The following is a 17,656-nucleotide window of genomic DNA, read 5'->3' as shown; positions in this document are numbered from 1 at the left end:
AGATCGTTATCCTCCGATGCGATACATGCCGCGGGTCGCGGGCATGGAATTGTCTCCGAAATGATGTTCCCGGGGCTTTGCCCAGATGGTCTGCCGGATGGCCTGTGAAAGTGCGGCGTCGGTTGCACCGCTGCGCAGAAGCTCCCGCAGGTCGCAGCCCGCCTCGCTGGCGAGGCAGGGGCGCAGGAAGCCTTGGCTCGTCAGCCGCACCCGGTTGCAGGAAGCGCAGAACTTGCCGTGGACGGCGGCGATGAAGCCCACGTCCCCCTCCCAGCCGGGGACGGTGTAGTAGACTGCCGGGCCGTCGCCGAGAACTGCGCTCTGTGCCGCAGGCAGAGGGGAGAACTCCGGCCAGCGGCGGGCAAACCGCTCCCGCAGCGCAGGCCCGGAGATGCAGGGCATGGCCGCGCCGTAGCCGATGGGCATCATCTCGATAAAGCGCACCTGCAATGGGTGCGCCTCGGCGAGGGCGGCAAGGTCTTCCAGCTCGCCCTCGTTGACGCCCGCCTGCGGCACGCAGTTCAGCTTGACGGAGATGCCGCTGTCCAGCGCGGCGCGGAGGCCCTCCATCACATGGGAGAACCCGTCCCGGGCCGTGATGCGCTGGAACACCTCCGGGCGGAGGGTGTCGAGGCTGATGTTCACGCTGTCCAGCCCGGCGTTCAGAAGGGCGGGCAGCTGCCGGGCCAGCAGGATGCCGTTGGTGGTCAGGGTGACTTTGTGGATGCCGGGGATGGCTTTCAGCCCCGCCACCAGCTGGTCCACGTCTTTGCGCACCAGCGGCTCGCCGCCAGTGACCCGGACGGTATCGATGCCGCACTGGGCAAAGAGAGCCGCGAGGCGGAGGAACTCTTCGTAGGTCAGCACGGCCTCCCGTTCCAGCTTCTCCACGCCGTCCGGCATACAGTAGCGGCAGCGCAGGTTGCACAGGTCGGTGACGGAGAGGCGGAGATAGTGGATATTGCGGCTGGAAGAATCAAACATAGCCGCCCTCCGCCCGGACATAGTGGCCGCTCTTGCCGCCGGTCTTTTCCACCAGATGGATCTCCCCCAGCTCCATCCCCTTGTCCACGGCCTTGCACATATCGTAGATGGTCAGCAGGGCCGTGGAAACGCCGGTCAGAGCCTCCATCTCCACGCCGGTGACACCGGCGGTCTTGACGGTGCAGAGGGCTTCCACAGCCCGCCGTTGAGGCAGGAGCCTGAAATCCACGCTCACCTTGGTCAGGGGCAGCGGATGACAGAGGGGGATCAGCTCGCTGGTGCGCTTGGTGGCCATGATGCCGGCGATGCGGGCGACGCCCAGCACATCGCCCTTCTTGACGGTGCCGCTCTCCACAGCGGCAAAGGCCTCCGCGTTCATGGTGATGATGCCGTGGGCCACAGCCTCCCGGAAGGTGACGGCCTTTTCGCTCACGTCCACCATCACGGCGTTGCCGGAGGCATCGAAATGGGTCAGATTGGTTTCAGTTGTACTCATATTTTTACGCTATCCTTCGTACAACCTCTCAGTCGGGCTTACGCCCGCCAGCTCCCCTTGTAGGGGAGCCTCTGGCGAAGAGAGAAAGCTTTCCGGAATGCCAAGGCCTCTCCTCGATAGGAGAGGTGGCATCGCGTCAGCGATGACGGAGAGGTTTGATTTGTTTCAGCAATGCCCAAACCCACAGTTGGGCCAGTGGCACTCGGCGCAGCCCAGACACAGGCCGCCCTCGCCCAGACGGGCGATGTCCTCGGCGGTGATGGGGTCATCAGCCAGCAGGCGGGGCAGCAGCAGGTCAAAGATGGTGCGCTTGGCGTACATGACGCAGCCGGGCAGGCCGCAGACCGGCACGCTGCCCAGATAGCTCACGAGGAACATCGCCCCCGGAAGCACCGGTGCGCCGTAGGTGACGATGTCCGCGCCGGTGTTCCGGATGGCCAGCGGGGTGCGGTCGTCGGGGTCCACGCTCATGCCGCCGGTGGTGAAAATAAGCTCACAGCCTGCGTCCCTCGCTTCCAGAATGGCGGCAGTGATGCCCGCCGGGTCGTCGTCGCAGACCTTGTGGAAGACCATCTCGCAGCCGTACTCCGCCAGCTTGCCCACCAGAATGGGGGTGAACTTGTCCTCGATGCGGCCCTTGAACACCTCGCTGCCGGTGGTGATGACAGCGAACTTCTTGGGCTGCATGGGCAGCACGTTCAGGATGGGCGTGCTGCCGGCCGCTGCCTGCATGGCGTCCATCTTTTCCTGCTCGATGACCAGAGGGATGATGCGGGTGCCGGCCAGCTTCTGGCCCTTTTTCACGGGCAGGTCGCCGTGGATGGTGGCAATCATCATCTGGGGCGTGCGGTTGACGGCCAGCAGGGCGTCGCGGTTGATCTTGAGAAGGCCGTCGCAGTCGGCGATGAGCTCGATCTTGCCCTCCTTCGGCTCGGTGCCGTGGATGTTTTTGCCCGCGGCAGCTTTATACAGCAGGGCGGCAGCCTCGTCCTCGTGGAGGATGCCGGGCTTCTTCTCCCAGACGTAGAGATTCTCTTTGCCGATGGAGAGCAGCACGGGGATGTCCTCGGGCTGGATGACATGGCCCTTGCGGAAGCGGGCACCCTTGAACTCGCCGGGAATGATCTGGGTAATATCGTGGCAGAGCACCTGCCCTGCCGCGTCTTCGGTGCGGATGAGTTTCATTGTGGTTTTCCTCCTTACAGCGTCGGCATCTGGGCCACGAGCCAGTCGGCCAGCGCCTGCGTTTCTTCGAGGCCGAAATCGGCATCCGGGATGTCGCCCACGACAGCCAGCGGCTGGAAGGACACCGGCGTGTCCGAGATCTCCCGGCGCACGACCTCGATCTTCGGCCAGCCGCTGTCCTTGAAGCCCTCCAAGAGGACGAGGTCGTAGCCGTGGCGCTCGAACAGGGCCAGAAGGTCCTGTTCCGTCAGGCGAAAGGCCTCGGTCAGCAGGTAGCGCTGGCCGGAGTAGACGGCCACGCCCTCGGCCCCGGCCTCCCGCAGACGGTAGCTGTCGGTGCCGGGCACATCGGGGGTGAAATCGTGGCCGTCGTGCTTGATGACGCCCACTTTCAGCCCCCGGCTGCGCAGGGCAGGCAGGAGCTTTTCGAGAAGAGTCGTCTTGCCGCTGTTATGCAGGCCGCTGACGGCCAGCACCGCCGGGCGCTTCAGCTCCAGCTGCTCGGCAAGGATCTGTTTCGGTTCACTGTACAAAGAAAAGCACCTCCACTTCTTCGCCCGGGGCCACCGGGCCGCTGCCCGCAGGCAGCTTCACCAGACAGTTGCAGCCCATCATGGCCGACAGGCTGCCGGACGAATGGGCCTCGGCACTGCCCTCGCCGGGGATGGTCACACTGCCGCCCATGGCCTTGGCCCGCAGGTAGCGGGCGACCTTGCTGGGCTTGGAAAAGCCGGTGGTCAGGGTGCAGGTGGTGCGGAGGAGGAGACAGCCCTCCTCGCAGCGTCCCGCCGCCCGCAGCAGGGCCGGGATGGCGTATTGTTCCAGCGTCGCAGCGGCGGCGAAGGGGTTGCCGGACAGGCAGAACACCAGCTTGCCGCCGACTGTTCCGGCCAGCATGGGGCTGCCGGGCTTCTGAGCCACGCCTGCGAAGAGGAGGTCTGCATCCAGCGCTTCCAGCACAGCGGGCAGATAGTCCTTCTGCCCCACCGAGATGCCGCCGCTGGTGATGACGGCGTCACATTCCGCCAGCAGCTCCTTCATCTGGCCTGTGATCTCCTCCGGGTCGTCCGAGCAGTGCCGCCGCCGGACGCCGAAGCCCAGCTGCCGCAGCCGGGCGGCGTTCTGGATGCCGTTGGCGTCGTAAATTTTGCCGGGCGTCCAAGCTTCGCCCGGGGCCAGAAGCTCGCTGCCAGTGGCCAGAACGCCCACGGTGAGCGCTTTGCAGACCGGCACAGCGGCATAGCCCTGCCCGGCCAGCACCCCGAGGTGGGCCGGGGTGAGGACGGTGCCCGCCCCGGCGATGACAGTCCCGGCGGCGATGTCCCCGCCCCGGAACACCACATTCTCCTCCGGCTTCAGGGCGGCATAGAGCTGGACGGCGTCCTCGCCGCCGTCGGTCAGCTCCTGCATCAGGACGCAGTCCGCGCCCTCGGGCAGGGGCGCGCCGGTCATGATGCGGGCTGCACAGCCTGCGGGCAGGGGAGAGACGGGGGCATCTCCGGCGTAGAGCTTCATGACCACCGGCAGGGTGACGGGAGCTTCGCGGCTGGCCCCGGCGGTGTCGGCGCTGTGCAGGGCATAGCCGTCGAGGGGGCTGCGGTCAAAGGGCGGCTGGTCCATCCGGGCCGACAGGGGTTCGGCGGCGATGCGGCCGACCGCATCGTCCAGCGGCAGGGTCTCCACCGCCGGTCTTGGCAGGGCCGCAGCTGCATCCAGCACGCGGCGCAGCGCCTCAGAGGGCGCACAGAAAGGCTGTTTCATAAACTTCCTCCAAAAACCCGCAGCGGCGCGGCCTGCTATGGCTCAGGCGGGCAGCGGCGGGGTGTTCTCTTTATCAAAAAGGCAGGTAAAAAAGAAGCGGAGACGTCTTGACCGAAAATCAAAACGCCTCCGCAGAAGCTCCACACGTTCCGGCCGGAAGACAGCTTGCAGGCTGTCTTTGCCGATGGCACTCCCCGGGCAGCGCCTGTCCTTGCAGTGACAGTGCGGCCTGGAAAGCCCCTGTGTGGATGGGAGGAGTTCTTTTTTTCAAATTGCAGCGTTTCTTCTGCGGGAAGGCGGCGGGGTTTCCCCCGCCACCCTTGAATGCCGGCTGATACAGCCCTTAGCATTGCGGCGCGGTGTCAGAAGCTGTTTTCGTAAGCAGTGTGCGCTGCTTATGGAAACGGCTTCGATTGCCGGACGGTTTAGACACCTTTGCTCAAAGAAGCTCTTATCCTGTTCAGTTGTGATGGACGGCTCAGTCCGTCCACTCGTCCACGTCGCTGATGGCTTTCGCATAGCGGCGGGTGAGGTGCTTGGTGGAGAAGAGGAACCGCTCATTCTGGTTGTTGGTCAGCTCCTCGATGTCGGCGTACTCCGGCCTGCCCTGCATGGCCTGCCACGTCTGCTCGATGGCCTCCTGCGTCAGGTCGTAGGGCGAGCGGCGGAAGTAGCGCAGCGGGGTGGCGCTGGGGTAGACGCGGGCGTTGAACCGCACCATCTCGGCCACCATGACGCAGAGGTCCCTGTCCTCGATGAGTTGGGCGATCATCGCGTAGTTGTCGCTCATGTTGGCGCTGGAATAGTAGTAGGTGTCCTTCGCGCCGGTGCGGGAGACGATGTCTGCGCACTGGGGGTCAGCCGGCATCTGGGCCAGAAGTTCATCGGCGTTCTCCACCTCGCTGACCAGCAGCGCGTGGGGCGTGACCAGAGCCGCCGCCGAGCGGGACCGGATGTAGCCCGCCAGCTCCTGCGCCGGGGTCAGCTCAGGCAGTTCCGGTGCGGTGACGGTGGGCTGGTCGGCGTAGGGGTCGCCCTCCGCCTCCGGCGCAGCGGCCAGAAAATCCAGCAGCTGCGGCTTTTCGGCATCGTCCGGGGTGCTCGTCTGGGCGGGCGCGGGCTGTGCCTCGGCCTGCTTTGCGGCCAGCGCGTCCGTCTCCCGCTCCACTGCGGCGATGACGTCCTCGCCGAGCTTTGCAGCGCTGCCGTCGAACATACTGCCCGTCTCCTTCAGGCGGCGGGCCGTCTCGCTGGCCGCGTCGATGTCAAAGACCTCGGCCTTCGGCTTCTTCTTGGCGGCCATCTCTGCCTTCTGCAGGTCGAGGATGACCTGCTCGGGGTCGGAGGCGGCGTCCACCGTGGTGGTATAACCGGGTTTGCGTCTGCCAAACAGCATGATAATTCCTCTCGTTTCTGTGAATTACTGGGCTGCAGTCTCCTCAGCGGGAGTCTGGTCGTAGATGCCGCGTGCTTCCAGATCGTCGGCCATGTCGCCGAGGTCGAACTTCTCCAGCGTCTCGCGGGTGGGCACGCCGGTGGTCTTGTCCCAGCCGAAGATGTCGTAGAACATATCCTTGGCCTTCTCCATGTCGGCGCGGTCCAGCTTGGTGGTGCCCGGCTCAAATGCCTTGAAGTCCGGCTCCTTGTCGAAGACCCAGTCGCAGATGGCGTCGTGCTCCTGACGGAGGTTTGCGCTGCCGCAGTTCTTCTGGAAGCTGATGGCGGTCATGGCGCGCAGCATCTGGGTGATGCGCTCGCCTGCTTCCTGCAGACCGGCCTGGGTGTAGGTCTCGCCGGTGACGGCGGTCATGAAATCTGCCTGCAGGTCCAGATCGCCGTGGTAGGCCCGCTCCTTGGAGGGAGACTGGGTCATGGGCCACATCCAGTTGCAGAGGGTAGCAGAGTCGTGGAAGTTCTTATCGTTGACGCAGTAGGCGGCCAGCTTTGCCTTGTTTTCGTTGATGGGGGTGTAGGCCTTGGCCTTGTCGTAGCAGCCCTCGCCGAAGAAGTCCTCCATGACCTTTTTGGTCACCTCGTAGGGTGCGCCGGAGCCGGTCTCGCAGACGATCTCGTGGATCATGCAGTCTCTATTATACACCAGATTGTACAGCATGCCAACCTGCCATGCCTCTGCGGGGCCGTGGTGGTTGGGGAAGCCGTTGTAGATCAGGTTGGAGTTGGTAGCGCCGTCGTTGCGGTCCAGCCAGCTCTTGGGCAGGCCGAACTTTTCCATCATGGCCAGCGTACCCTTTGCGATGACGGACAGGTCGCCCTCGCCATAGGCCATGCGGCGGATCAGCTCCACCTCCCAGCGGGGGTCACCGGCCTTTTCCCATGCCCAAGGCAGGGAGTCGTACTCTTCCTCGCTGATGTACTGGGTGGCCTCCTCGCGGGGCATCCGCAGGATCCACAGCAGGTCGCGGTTCAGGTTGCCGTAGTTGTCCCACAGGCCCATGTCATCGACGGCGTGGGACCATGCCAGATTGATGACCATGGTGCCGTCGCCCTCGTACTTGAAGTCGTGGACGCCGTCCGGGTAGACGCGGGTGCCGTACAGCACGGGCATACAGGTGTTGGAGTTGTGGGTGGGCAGGTCGTAATCGGCCAGCGGGTCCACATCATACTCGGTGTAGCAGCGGATGGGGCAGGAGGAGCAGCCGCCGTTCTTGACGGTGTACTCCGCAGCCGGTGCGCCGAAGTCGAAGTAACCCTTGAAGCAGCGCAGCGCGATCTTGTTGATGTCGTTGTAGGGCTGCTCGCCGGTATCCACGGGGCCGCCGGGAGCCTTTTTCCACATACGGCCCGGTGCGCCGGACCAGCGGTTCTTGCCGGAGGTGGCGCTGTACTCGGCCCAGCTCTGGGGCTGTGCGGGGACGTTGTGGTTGTTGTTGCCGCCGATGAGGTTGCCCATCATGTAGTTGGACAGCTCCAGCACCTTTTTGGGGTCGGCGACCTTGACGCTGCCGGTGCCGCGGATGGCTAGGCCCTTCAGCTTCTTGTTGCCCATGGCAGCGCCCAGACCGGCGCCGCCGGAGTTGCCAAAGCTGGTGTTCAGGGTGGAGTAGTCCACCAGATTCTCACCGGCAGGGCCGATGGAAGCGGTCTCGAACTCACGGCCGTTCTGCTCCACCATCCACTTGTTGGACGCGAACGTACCCTTGCCCCAGATGTCAGAAGCGTCCTCGAGGGAGACCTCGTCGTCCTCGATGCGCAGGTAGACGGGCTTTGCGGAGATGCCGGTGATGACGATGCCGTCCCAGCCCGCATACTTCAGCATGGGGCCGATGTGGCCGCCCATGTGGGCGTCGATGATGGAGCTGCCCTTGGACCAGGTGGAGCGGAAGGTGACGTTCATCCGGCCGGAGCAGGGCACGCCTGCACCGGTCAGGGGGCCGACGCCGAAGATGACCAGTGCCTTCTCATCATAGGGGTCGAGGTCCATGGGAGCTTCCTCATACATGATGCGGTAGGCCATGCCCATGCCGCCGATATATTTATGGTATTTTGCGTCGTCCTCGGTGGTGATCGCACCGGTGGTCAGGTCAACGCGCAGGATCTTGCCTGCCCAGCCATAACTTTCAGCCATTGTTGTTCCTCCTCCTTACAGGTCCATGTAGGCAGCCTGTGCTGCGCTGGTGACGGCGTCCCAGTCCACGATGGACAGAGCGCCGGACGGGCAGCCTGCCACGCAGGCACCGCAGGCGATGCACTTGGACGACTTGCCGGTCTCGGGGTTGACGGTGGGCATATGCCAAGGGCAGGCGTCGTGGCAGGCCCCGCAGCCGATGCACTTGTCGGTGTCCACCACGCGGATGCCCTGCTCGTTGGTCGTAATGGCCTTTTGGGGGCAGGCGTTGCCGCAGGCGGGGTCTTCGCACTGGCGGCAGGTGTCCGGGAAGTAGACCCAGCAGTTGTCGTTGCCGGACAGCAGGCCGTTGCCGGCACCATCCAGATTCAGGCGGCGCTGGATCTTGACGCGGCTGATGTAAGAGGAGCACACGCCGTCGTTGGTCAGGGTGCAGTTGATCTCGCAGCGCTGGCAGCCGGTGCACAGGTCGGCGTTGACCACCAGCAGACCCTGCGGCAGCGCCCAAGTGGCCACTGCGCCGCTGTCCACCTGCTTCTGCGAGCAGCCGAAGAGGGACAGCATGGATGCGGAGAGGGTAAGCCCTGCAAGGCTCTTGCCCGAGATCTTCATGAACTGGCGGCGGGTCATATCAGCCGTCAGAAAATCAGTTTTTGCCATAGGTTCCATTCCTCCGTTGAGGTCACTCTGCGCGGAGCACCTCAGTTACATAGAAATACGAATCGTTGACCACGGTGGTCACTGCCGCCGAGGTGATGGTCGCACCGGAAAGGGCGTCCACCTCGGTGAGGTCTGCGCTGACAGCGTCGCTGTCGGACGGCCCGGCGGTCAGCCCGGCCTCGGCAAGACGGTAGGCCGACTGCTTTTCAGCCGACCAGTCCGCGTAGGGCAGAGCCTGCGCCTCGCCGTCCTGTGCGCTCTTGCTCAGGCCCGCAGCGTACAGCTTCCGGCGTGCCACGGCCTCGGCGCTGGAATCCAGCGGGGGCGGCAGCTCGTCGTCCAGAGGCTGTCCGTTCAGGGCCGAGAGGGTCAGCCCGGCCGCATACATCCTGCGGGTGGCCTCCGCCTCGGGAGAGGTGTCGGACACGTTCCACTGTGCGGGGTCGAAATCCTGTGCCGCAGCGGACGCATCGGATGCACCGGCTGCTGCATAGGCTGCGCCGGTGGCCGGGTCGGTCACGGTGTAGCTCTTGCCTGCCAGCGTAAAGGGAGCCGCGCCCTGGTACTGGGACGTGAACTCCGGAGCGACACACTGGCCGCCGAGGCTGTCCGTCTCCGCCTGCGAGAGGATCTCCACAGCGGAGACATTGCCCTCGGCGTCGATGGTCACGGCAGCCTGCACATCGCTCTGGAAGCCCTTCTGCACGCCCTCCACGCGATAGCTGTCGTCGTCGAGCTGATACACTGCGCTGATGCCGTAGGTGGCTGCATCCGCCTCCGACACCGGCAGCAGGGTGCTTGCGACCGTGGTGCGTGCGTTCTGCATTGCGATGAGGCCGACCGCCATGGCGATCGTCGCAGCGCCCATGGCCGCGTAGCCCGGCAGCCGTCTGCGCCACAGCGGGACGGGCGCAAACGGGTTGGTTGCCTGCTTCATGTTATCACCTGCCTGTTTTTTGGTTGTGCGGGAAAAGTTTCCCGGACACGAAAATGACCGCTCAGCCTGCTGCAACAAGCGGAGCGGTCTCTTCGTTAATATATTATCACATGGACGAAAAGTAAGTCAACGCGAACCGGGGTCACCCCACACTTTTCGACGATGTTAGCGGATGTTTCCGGCCGCAGAGCAGCTGTAAGCCATATTCCTGCGCCAGCTCCAGCGACTGCACGGTGGGCATGGTCTTGCTCACCAGTGCCGGGACGCCTGCCCGGATGGCCTTGCGCACCATGTCCACCGGCACGCGGCCGCTGGTGTAGAGGACGCATTCGTGCAGCGGGACGCCGGCCAGCATCACGCTGCCCACGGCCTTGTCCAGCGCATTGTGCCGCCCGATGTCCTCGCAGGCGCAGAAGATATGGCCCCGGTGCAGCACGAAGCAGCTGTGGACTGCGTGGGTGGCCTGATAGAGGGGCAGGCCCGCGCTCATGGCGGCGGCGAGGGCGTCCACCCATTCCGGCGGCAGGTCCAGCTGGGGCGCGCCGCGCAGGGGTTGCAGCTCCACGGGGCTGCCCAGCGTGATGTTGTCGGTGCAGCAGCTGGACACCTCCTGCGCCGCTGCGCTCCGCGCCGTCAGCGGGTGGGTGAGATGGACGCTGATCTTCAGCCCCTCGGCACAGACGGCAATCTGCTCCACTTCCCCGGCGGATGTGATCCACCCCTCCGTCAGCAGCCGCCCCAGCGCCAGCTGCGGCAGCAGCTCCGGTGTGCACACCACCCGGAATGCGGGCTGCTCATTGACATAGAGGGCTGCTGCGTGTTCTGTCGGTACGGCGGCTTCGGTGCCGTCCGGCAGGGATACGGTCTCAAAAGCGGCGGCTGCGCCGAAGCGGTCGTTGATCTGCATGGGGATATATCCTTTCTCCGGGCGGGGGCTTTCTTTTATACATCATGGAACGATGACACGTTCTTTCATGGACTGATTTTCGTATGATGTATATACCATAACTGGAAAGAGATTGCAAGAAGGAGTTTCAAATCAGAGAAAGCGGGGTCGCCATAGGAAGAGAGCGATGCAACGAAACGGTGCGTGCGCAGGATCATCATACCCCCAGCAAAGAGAAACAGAGCGTTCCCGACGGGGAACGCCCTGTTGTACATATCGCTATCGTCTGTGGCTTTTGGCAGGGTGCGTCCATTCAGGGCGCACCCTGTTTTTTTACTATGCTTCATCGTTTTCTGCGCGCAGCATCCGGTATCCGACACCAACATGGGTCTGGATCAGATGCGGCGCATCCGGGTATCGTTCCAATTTTTTGCGCAGGGATGCCATGTAAACTCGCAAGGAAGCAATGTCATTTTCCTGCGTACTGCCCCATACTTTCTGCGTGAGGGAGGTATGCGTCAGCACTTTGCCCACATTATGCGCCAGCACACACAGCAGCTTGTACTCGATGGGGGTCAAATGCAATTCATTCTCGCTCAGCCAGACGCAGCCTGCCGAGAAGTCGATCTTCAAAGGACCATTGACAAAAACCGGACTATTTATGCCGTCAGAAGCCAGCAGATTCAATCGGCGCTGCGTTACACGCAGTCTTGCCAGCAGCTCATCCACGGAAAACGGCTTTGTCAGATAATCGTCTGCGCCGTTGTCCAGTGCCTCGATCTTATCAGAATCTTCGCTCCGGGCACTCAGGACGATGATGGGCAGGTTCGACCATGTGCGGACGCTGCGGATGACCTCGATGCCGTCTATATCGGGCAGCCCAAGATCCAGCAGCATGATGTCCGGGTTGTGGCTGGTAGCCATCATGATCGCCGTTTCCCCATTGGAAGCAGTCAGATATTTATAGCCGTGGGTCTTCAGGGTCGTTGTGATCAGACACCGTACAGGAACATCATCCTCTACGACCAGAATGGTCGGCTTATTCATGAATATTCACCTCACTTTGCGGCAGTGCAAAGGAAAAGACACTGCCATTGGGAATGTTGTCACGCAGGGTCAATGTTCCGCCGTGAGCAGTCAGGATCGCTCGGCAGAGGGGCAAACCCAATCCAAGGCTGCGGTGACTGTCTGCGATGCGGCTCTGCCCGGTATAAAACATCTCAAACACCTGTGCTTTTGCGCGATCCGGAATGCCGGGACCGTTATCTGCAACGTCCACTACGACCTGATGGTCTTTCCGGTAAGCCGAAATCTGAATGATCGAGCCCACGGGGGTGTATTTGATGGCGTTATCCACCAGATTGACAACGACCTGCATGATCAGCCGTGCATCCACATTGACCAGGAGGATCTCGTCCCCATACTGTGTTGTGATGGTGTGTTCGCAGCTTTTCCGGTTGACATGGTGCAGTGCTTCTTCGATTATTTCGTCCATCAGCTGCGGCGAGATCTGCAGATTCATCCGCCCATCTTCAATGCGGGTGATGGAAAGCAGATTTTCCACCAGACCGATCAGCCACTGCGCATCGTCAAAAATATCGGTGCAGATCTTGTTCCGGGTCTCTGTATCCAGCGTTTCTCCGTTGGAAAGCAGATTGCTGGCATTGCCGGAAATGGAGGTCAGCGGGGTGCGCAGGTCATGGGAGATCGTGCGCAGCAGGTTTGCCCGCAGCTCTTCATTCCTTGCCTGCAATGCAGCTTGCTCTTTTTCCAGCGCATTTCTGCGGTTTTCGATGGCCAGCGCACCTTCACCCAGAATGGAAAGCAGCACACTGTTTTCAAAGGCATCCAGCGGTTTTTCGGACAGATCGATCCCGATCACTCCAAACACGCCGCCTCCGGTCCGAAGCGCAAGATAAAGCCCCTTTGCATCCGGGTAGCTCTCCGTGCCTGCGCCGGAACGCTTTTTGTTGGCAAACGTCCAGTTTGCTGCATCACGTTCTTCCGGTGCAGAAAAGATGTTACACGGCACTTCCCCATCAATCTCAAAAACCTGTTCTGACCCAAGATCTCCGTTTTGTTCCGGGTAAACGATCAGACTCCGGTTCAGCAGCTTCATCAACTGGGACGCTGTCTGAGAGAGGATTTCTTCCTCGCTTTTTGCTCTCTGTAAAAGCTGATTTGTATCAAACAGTATTTTTGTACGGAACGCTGCCTGCGCAGACATTTTTGCATGATCCTTCAGCCGCGTTGTCAGGGTACAGGTAATGATTGCAGAGGTCAGCATCAGGGCAAATGTAACCTGATAACCGGGATCATACGCATGGAATGTCAGGTATGGCTCGGTCATGAAGAAATTGTACAATGCTACACTGGCAACGGACCCCAGCACACCGCAGGTGTAGCCGCTGGTAAACCATGCGGTGAACAGCACCCCCAGCATATAGAGCATGATAATATTATAGCGTGCAAAGTCCAGTTGTAAGAAAAAGAAACCGATGAGTGTGATGCAGCTCAAAATGCCTGCGGTGATCAGTAAATCGCGGACAGACGGCAGAAGCGGACGGGTGAACAGCTTCCGTCCTGAACCGTAGCCGTTCTCTGCAGAAGCATCCGGGATGATGTAAATATCCAGATTAGGCGCAGTCAGCGTCAATTTTTCAGTCAGTGACGGTCCACTCCAGAAATGGCGGCGATGTACGCTGGAGCGCCCCAGTACGATTTTTGTAATGCCGGAGATGCGGGCAAACTCTGCGATCTGCTGCGGAATGTCATCCCCGTAGATCGTAGAAATGTCGGCACCTGCCTGCTCTGCCATACGAATGTGCTGCTGCAAACGCCGACAGTCTTCTTTTCCCATCTGATCCGAGTCAGGCGTCCGGACATACAGAGCTGTAAAAGTCCCTCCAAACGCCTTTGCCATCGTTGCTGCCGTCCGCACGATCTTTGCATTGGAGGGAGAGGACGACAGACACGCCAGAATATGTTCAGTGGGTGGGTCGTTCTGATTCATAAAGATCACCTGCCTTGCCCACAGTATAGCACAATTTGATGGTCACGACCACCAGCCACGTCTTTTTCCTTCTTGTCGAATGATCTCCTTCCGCATGTGATCCATCGCATCTGCTGCCCAAAAGCCACTCAACATGACTCCAAGAACCATCAACAACAAAACGACATCCATACGATCTGTCCTATCTTTTTAGAGCCGGAAACACTTCTGGATCGATGCGTATTTCCCCAAAACCAGCATACTTTCATCCCGGCACAGCTGTGTATCCGGCGTGATGTTCATATCGAGCTTTCCGTCTTTTTTCAGCGCAAGAATATTGATGTTATACTTTTTTCGGATATTGATCTCACCGATCGTGCGATCCATCCATTCCGGCGGAATGGTCACTTCCATGATGGCGTGGTCGTCCTGCAGCTCGATATAATCCAGAATGTGTTCGGAGCTGTATCGGATCGCTGCCCACTTTGCCAGCTGCTTTTCCGGGTAGACCACTTCATCCGCACCGTTGCGCAGCAAAAACTTAGCTTGTACATCCCGCTCTGCACGCGAGACCACAAGCTTTGCGCCCAGCTCCTTGAGCAGCGATGTTGTTTCCAGTGAGTTTTGAAAATTGCCGCCAATGGTCACGATACACACATCAAAATTGCCGACACCGAGGGAGCGCAGAAAGTATTCGCTGGTGCTGTCACCGATCTGCGCATTCGTCACATAGGAAAGCACGGCGTTCACACGGTCTTCGTTGCTGTCGATCGCCATGACCTGATGACCCAGCTCATTCAGTTCCTGCGCAATATGGCGGCCAAAACGGCCAAGTCCGATCAAAAGAATCGATTTCATAGTTGTCTCCTTTATCCGATTGCGATCTTCTCCTGTGGCAGACGAGAGTGGGCAGGGCTGCTGCCAAATGCCGCATAGATCAACGTCAATCCGCCAACACGTCCCAAAAACATCAGTGCGATCAGCACCCCCTGCGAAAGGATGCCCAACTGCGGCGTGATACCCAATGTCAGGCCTACCGTTGCCACAGCCGAAGCAGTCTCATACAAACAGACTGACATCGGCAGCTGCTCTGCCGCAGCAATGACAAAGGCTCCGAGGAAGAACAGCGTCAAATACATCCCTGCAATCGTGGCAGCATTCTTGACCGCGGAACTATCTATGCGCCGCCCGAAAAATTCCGCATCTTCTCTGCGGCGGAAGGTCGCCCACATATTGGCCAGCAGAACGGCAAATGTTGTGGTTTTCATGCCGCCTGCCGTGGAGCCGGGCGAACCGCCCAACAGCATCAGAACCACCATCAATGCCTGTGAAGTGCTGCCCATCGCAGCAAGATCGGCGGTGTTAAAGCCGGCAGTACGAGGGGTAACGGATTGGAATATCGACAATAAAATGCGCTGCCGGGCAGAGCCTGCTGTGAACTCGAAGCAATAAAAGTACAGTGCCGGCAGTACCAGAAGAAACGCCGTTGTGACAAGGATCACCTTGCTCTGCATCCGATAGCGGTGAAAGTCAAGGCGGTATGTACAAATGTCCTCCCATATCAGAAAGCCAAGGCCGCCAAAGACGATCAGGGCCGCGATCACTGTGGTAAGCAATGGGTCACCTGCATACCGTGTCAGCGAAACAAATTTTGCACCCTCTGTTCCCAGCAGGTCAAAGCCGGCATTGCAGAACGCCGAAATGGAATGAAACAGTGCATACCAGATCCCGCGCAATCCATAATCGGCGCAAAATGTCGGCAGCAGCAGTGCAGCACCAGCCAGTTCAAACAGAGCGGTGATCCGCAGAATAAAGCCTGTCAGCCGCACGATGCCGCCCATCTGCGGGGCAGCCGTAGCTTCCTGCATCGTGCTGCGCTGCTTGAGGGAGATCTTTCGCCCGGAAAGCAGCGCAAAGGCAGCACCTACTGTAATAACGCCCAATCCTCCGATCTGGATCAGAAGAAGGATCACGCTCTGCCCGAATACCGACCAGTAGCTGCCGGTATCCTGAACCACAAGCCCGGTCACACAAAGGGCGGAGGTGGAAGTAAACAGCGCCTCATGGAACGGTGTAACGCACCGTTGCTGTGCAGCAATCGGGAGCATCAGAAGCAATGCGCCCACCAGATCAACTGCCGCAAACCCTGCAATAATGACCTGAAAAGAAGAAAAACGGTGCTGCCTGTAACGAGGATATTGAATCATAAAAGCTCCTTTACCTATCCGTGTGCATAAAGATTAGCATGGAATAAATAAAAGAGTCGTAAAGAAAATTGTAGAAGTATAAAGATTCCATTAAAATTGATCGGGCAACACCAAATAACAAATGCTGGACATCACCAGCTCAAAAAAGCGGTAATGTCCAGCATTCATTCAGATTTCTAACCCATGGCTCCCAGTTGTATTCTTCAAATATTCCTCCGGGTCACCATTCAGGATCAAATCCGCATAGCCCAGTGGGTCAGCAGCTCCACGCAGCCGGTGTCCATGTTGAAATGGCAGGCTCTTTCATCGTACTTCATGTTTGTGTCCTTTCTGCCTTACGGCACCTTTACAGTTGTGACTTTTGTTATACGGTTCTTCTGATAAGATTTTGGACACACAGCGGCTGGAAAAGAACCCTCGTTCTGCTTTCCGAAGAAAACAAAAAATCCGAACCCTTCTCCTATCGAGAAAAGGTTCGGATTTTCTATTTTAGCGGTAGTCCTCCCGGTAGACATTCCTACGGGTTGGGAACCGCGCACTAACAAAAGCCCCACCGGGGCTTTTGTTGCCCCGCCTGCGGTGGGGCCGTGCTGTTCAAGTCCTCTTATCCGCTGTTATAGCTAAAGGGAAAATGCCATACAAGACAAAAAAGACAGCTACCAAAAGCTGTCTTCCTTGTGGTGCAGTAAAGCAATCCAAATCCGAACCATTTCCCTTTGATGCGGCTTCTGCCGCTTCCCCAAAGGTGACGGTCTGTGTTCCTTCTTTATAGTTGAAGGTTATCAAAACCTTATCATCATACAGGTAAATCGCATTGATGAAGGTATCCACTAGTGCCTGCCGCTGGTCTTTCAGGCTCATGTCCAGCTTACGGAACTGCAGCAGCCAAAACCTGATAAATTCTTCGGTCACTTTCGGCTTCGCCAGCTTTTCTTCCGCAATGCGTGCTTCAAGCTCACGCTTGGTTTCTTCCAGCTGCTCCAACCGCTCCTTGGTGGAGCTGGTCAGGATACCGGCCTGAATCGCATTGAGCATATTCTGGATACCGGATTCTGCATCCCGGAGCTGCTTTTTATAAAGTGGAATGTTGGTATTCTCCTTGTTTTGCAGTTCCATCACCTTGGCGATGATGGATTCCATAGCGGCATCGTCTTTCACAAGCTGCATGGTCTGGTTGACCACCAGATCTTCCAGCCACTGTTTGCGGACGGTCTTTTTCTTGCAGCCCTTGTGCTTTTTGGCAGTGGCACATTTATAGTAGCGGTGGACTTCACCCGTCCGGCTTGTGCCGCTTTCGCCAAACATCAACGCCCCACAGTAGCCGCAGAACAGCTTGGTGGTGAGCAGGTAGTCATCCTCTGCCTTTCTACGGGCAGGGGCTTTTTTGTTTTTGGCGATTTTCTCCTGCACATCCTCAAACAATTCCAGTGGAATAATGGGCGGGATGGCATCCGGCACGACCACCGTTGCAGCGGCCTTTCAGGATGTTCTCAGTCTGTCCACGCACGACCTTCTCGGCAAGGTCGGCGGAGTAGTATTCCGCATAACCTTCCAGCACAGATTCCAGAATAATGCCCTCCGGCCCCTCGGAGATGATTTCGGTGGCAGACATGAGCTTGACACCGTTCTTCTTCAGCTGGGTCTTGTACCGGGCACTATCATAACGATTCCGGGCAAAGCGGTCGAGCTTCCAGACCAGCACAATGTCAAACAGCTTCTTGTCGCTGTCTTTGATCATCTGCTGGAACTCCGGGCGGTTGTCCGTCTTGGCAGAGATGGCACGGTCAATATAGTGCTTGACGATGGTGATGCCGTTCTTTTCCGCATAGGCAGTGCATTCACGAATCTGGCCTTCAATGGATTCTTCGCGCTGGTTATCCGATGAATAGCGGGCATAGATCACGGCGGTCATGGCAGGCACCTCACTTTACACATCATTGAACGGTGGAGTGTTCTTTTAAA

14 protein-coding genes and 2 pseudogenes are annotated in these 17,656 nt (G+C 59.5%); all 16 read right to left on the bottom strand.

Annotated elements, in window-relative coordinates:
* Positions 1-6 precede the first annotated feature (6 nt).
* Positions 7-984, bottom strand: a complete 978-nt coding sequence (gene moaA / locus MTP38_RS11275) for a GTP 3',8-cyclase MoaA (protein ID WP_249233613.1) — start codon at positions 982-984, stop codon at positions 7-9.
* The gene (gene moaC / locus MTP38_RS11270) at positions 977-1,480 is read right to left on the bottom strand and encodes a cyclic pyranopterin monophosphate synthase MoaC (protein WP_249233612.1); all 504 of its coding nucleotides are present in this window, start codon (positions 1,478-1,480) and stop codon (positions 977-979) included. The genes moaA and moaC overlap by 8 nt, the downstream gene beginning before the upstream one ends.
* 165 nt (positions 1,481-1,645) lie before the next feature.
* Complete coding sequence (locus MTP38_RS11265; RefSeq protein ID WP_249233611.1) at positions 1,646-2,665, bottom strand: molybdopterin-binding protein; 1,020 nt, start codon at positions 2,663-2,665, stop codon at positions 1,646-1,648.
* A gap of 14 nt (positions 2,666-2,679) precedes the next feature.
* Positions 2,680-3,198, bottom strand: coding sequence for a molybdopterin-guanine dinucleotide biosynthesis protein B (mobB, locus tag MTP38_RS11260; protein WP_249233610.1), 519 nt, complete (start codon positions 3,196-3,198; stop codon positions 2,680-2,682).
* Positions 3,188-4,426 carry a molybdopterin molybdotransferase MoeA gene (locus MTP38_RS11255; protein ID WP_249233609.1) on the bottom strand — a complete coding sequence of 413 codons (1,239 nt, stop codon included), beginning with the start codon at positions 4,424-4,426 and terminating at the stop codon, positions 3,188-3,190. The genes mobB and MTP38_RS11255 overlap by 11 nt, the downstream gene beginning before the upstream one ends.
* 478 nt (positions 4,427-4,904) lie before the next feature.
* Positions 4,905-5,822 (bottom strand): hypothetical protein, encoded by a 918-nt coding sequence (locus MTP38_RS11250; RefSeq protein WP_249233608.1) that lies wholly within the window; start codon positions 5,820-5,822, stop codon positions 4,905-4,907.
* 24 nt (positions 5,823-5,846) lie between these two features.
* Positions 5,847-8,012 carry an aldehyde ferredoxin oxidoreductase N-terminal domain-containing protein gene (locus MTP38_RS11245; RefSeq protein WP_249233607.1) on the bottom strand — a complete coding sequence of 722 codons (2,166 nt, stop codon included), beginning with the start codon at positions 8,010-8,012 and terminating at the stop codon, positions 5,847-5,849.
* A 15-nt stretch (positions 8,013-8,027) separates the two neighbouring features.
* Entirely contained in the window at positions 8,028-8,672 is a 645-nt protein-coding gene (locus MTP38_RS11240) for a ferredoxin-like protein (protein ID WP_249233606.1), read from the bottom strand.
* A 22-nt stretch (positions 8,673-8,694) separates the two neighbouring features.
* Positions 8,695-9,609, bottom strand: a complete 915-nt coding sequence (locus tag MTP38_RS11235; RefSeq protein WP_249233605.1) for an FMN-binding protein — start codon at positions 9,607-9,609, stop codon at positions 8,695-8,697.
* 142 nt (positions 9,610-9,751) lie between these two features.
* Entirely contained in the window at positions 9,752-10,516 is a 765-nt protein-coding gene (locus MTP38_RS11230) for a formate dehydrogenase accessory sulfurtransferase FdhD (protein WP_249233604.1), read from the bottom strand.
* A 315-nt stretch (positions 10,517-10,831) separates the two neighbouring features.
* Positions 10,832-11,542, bottom strand: coding sequence for a response regulator (locus MTP38_RS11225; protein WP_249233603.1), 711 nt, complete (start codon positions 11,540-11,542; stop codon positions 10,832-10,834).
* Positions 11,535-13,508 carry a DUF4118 domain-containing protein gene (locus tag MTP38_RS11220; protein WP_249233602.1) on the bottom strand — a complete coding sequence of 658 codons (1,974 nt, stop codon included), beginning with the start codon at positions 13,506-13,508 and terminating at the stop codon, positions 11,535-11,537. The genes MTP38_RS11225 and MTP38_RS11220 overlap by 8 nt, the downstream gene beginning before the upstream one ends.
* Positions 13,509-13,697: 189 nt before the next feature.
* Positions 13,698-14,345: a potassium channel family protein gene (locus MTP38_RS11215; RefSeq protein ID WP_227621232.1), complete on the bottom strand. Its 648-nt coding sequence runs from the start codon at positions 14,343-14,345 to the stop codon at positions 13,698-13,700.
* Between the two features lie 11 nt (positions 14,346-14,356).
* Positions 14,357-15,694 (bottom strand): TrkH family potassium uptake protein, encoded by a 1,338-nt coding sequence (locus tag MTP38_RS11210; protein ID WP_249233601.1) that lies wholly within the window; start codon positions 15,692-15,694, stop codon positions 14,357-14,359.
* 168 nt (positions 15,695-15,862) lie between these two features.
* Positions 15,863-16,011 (bottom strand): annotated as a pseudogene (locus tag MTP38_RS11205) (DUF6061 family protein).
* A 277-nt stretch (positions 16,012-16,288) separates the two neighbouring features.
* Positions 16,289-17,606: pseudogene (locus tag MTP38_RS11200) on the bottom strand (recombinase family protein).
* Between the last annotated feature and the right edge of the window lie 50 nt (positions 17,607-17,656).

Source organism: Faecalibacterium sp. I3-3-89 (assembly GCF_023347275.1).
GTDB classification, from domain to species: domain Bacteria; phylum Bacillota; class Clostridia; order Oscillospirales; family Ruminococcaceae; genus Faecalibacterium; species Faecalibacterium butyricigenerans.
This window is presented reverse-complemented; position numbering and strand designations above follow the sequence as displayed.

Excerpts from the sequence above, each read along its gene's own strand:
- moaA (WP_249233613.1), bottom strand. The coding sequence starts at position 984 with ATGTTTGATTCTTCCAGCCGCAATATCCACTATCTCCGCCTCTCCGTC.
- moaC (WP_249233612.1), bottom strand. The coding sequence starts at position 1,480 with ATGAGTACAACTGAAACCAATCTGACCCATTTCGATGCCTCCGGCAAC.
- MTP38_RS11265 (WP_249233611.1), bottom strand. The coding sequence starts at position 2,665 with ATGAAACTCATCCGCACCGAAGACGCGGCAGGGCAGGTGCTCTGCCAC.
- MTP38_RS11255 (WP_249233609.1), bottom strand. The coding sequence starts at position 4,426 with ATGAAACAGCCTTTCTGTGCGCCCTCTGAGGCGCTGCGCCGCGTGCTG.
- MTP38_RS11250 (WP_249233608.1), bottom strand. The coding sequence starts at position 5,822 with ATGCTGTTTGGCAGACGCAAACCCGGTTATACCACCACGGTGGACGCC.
- MTP38_RS11245 (WP_249233607.1), bottom strand. The coding sequence starts at position 8,012 with ATGGCTGAAAGTTATGGCTGGGCAGGCAAGATCCTGCGCGTTGACCTG.
- MTP38_RS11240 (WP_249233606.1), bottom strand. The coding sequence starts at position 8,672 with ATGGCAAAAACTGATTTTCTGACGGCTGATATGACCCGCCGCCAGTTC.
- MTP38_RS11235 (WP_249233605.1), bottom strand. The coding sequence starts at position 9,609 with ATGAAGCAGGCAACCAACCCGTTTGCGCCCGTCCCGCTGTGGCGCAGA.
- MTP38_RS11230 (WP_249233604.1), bottom strand. The coding sequence starts at position 10,516 with ATGCAGATCAACGACCGCTTCGGCGCAGCCGCCGCTTTTGAGACCGTA.
- MTP38_RS11225 (WP_249233603.1), bottom strand. The coding sequence starts at position 11,542 with ATGAATAAGCCGACCATTCTGGTCGTAGAGGATGATGTTCCTGTACGG.
- MTP38_RS11220 (WP_249233602.1), bottom strand. The coding sequence starts at position 13,508 with ATGAATCAGAACGACCCACCCACTGAACATATTCTGGCGTGTCTGTCG.
- MTP38_RS11215 (WP_227621232.1), bottom strand. The coding sequence starts at position 14,345 with ATGAAATCGATTCTTTTGATCGGACTTGGCCGTTTTGGCCGCCATATT.
- MTP38_RS11210 (WP_249233601.1), bottom strand. The coding sequence starts at position 15,694 with ATGATTCAATATCCTCGTTACAGGCAGCACCGTTTTTCTTCTTTTCAG.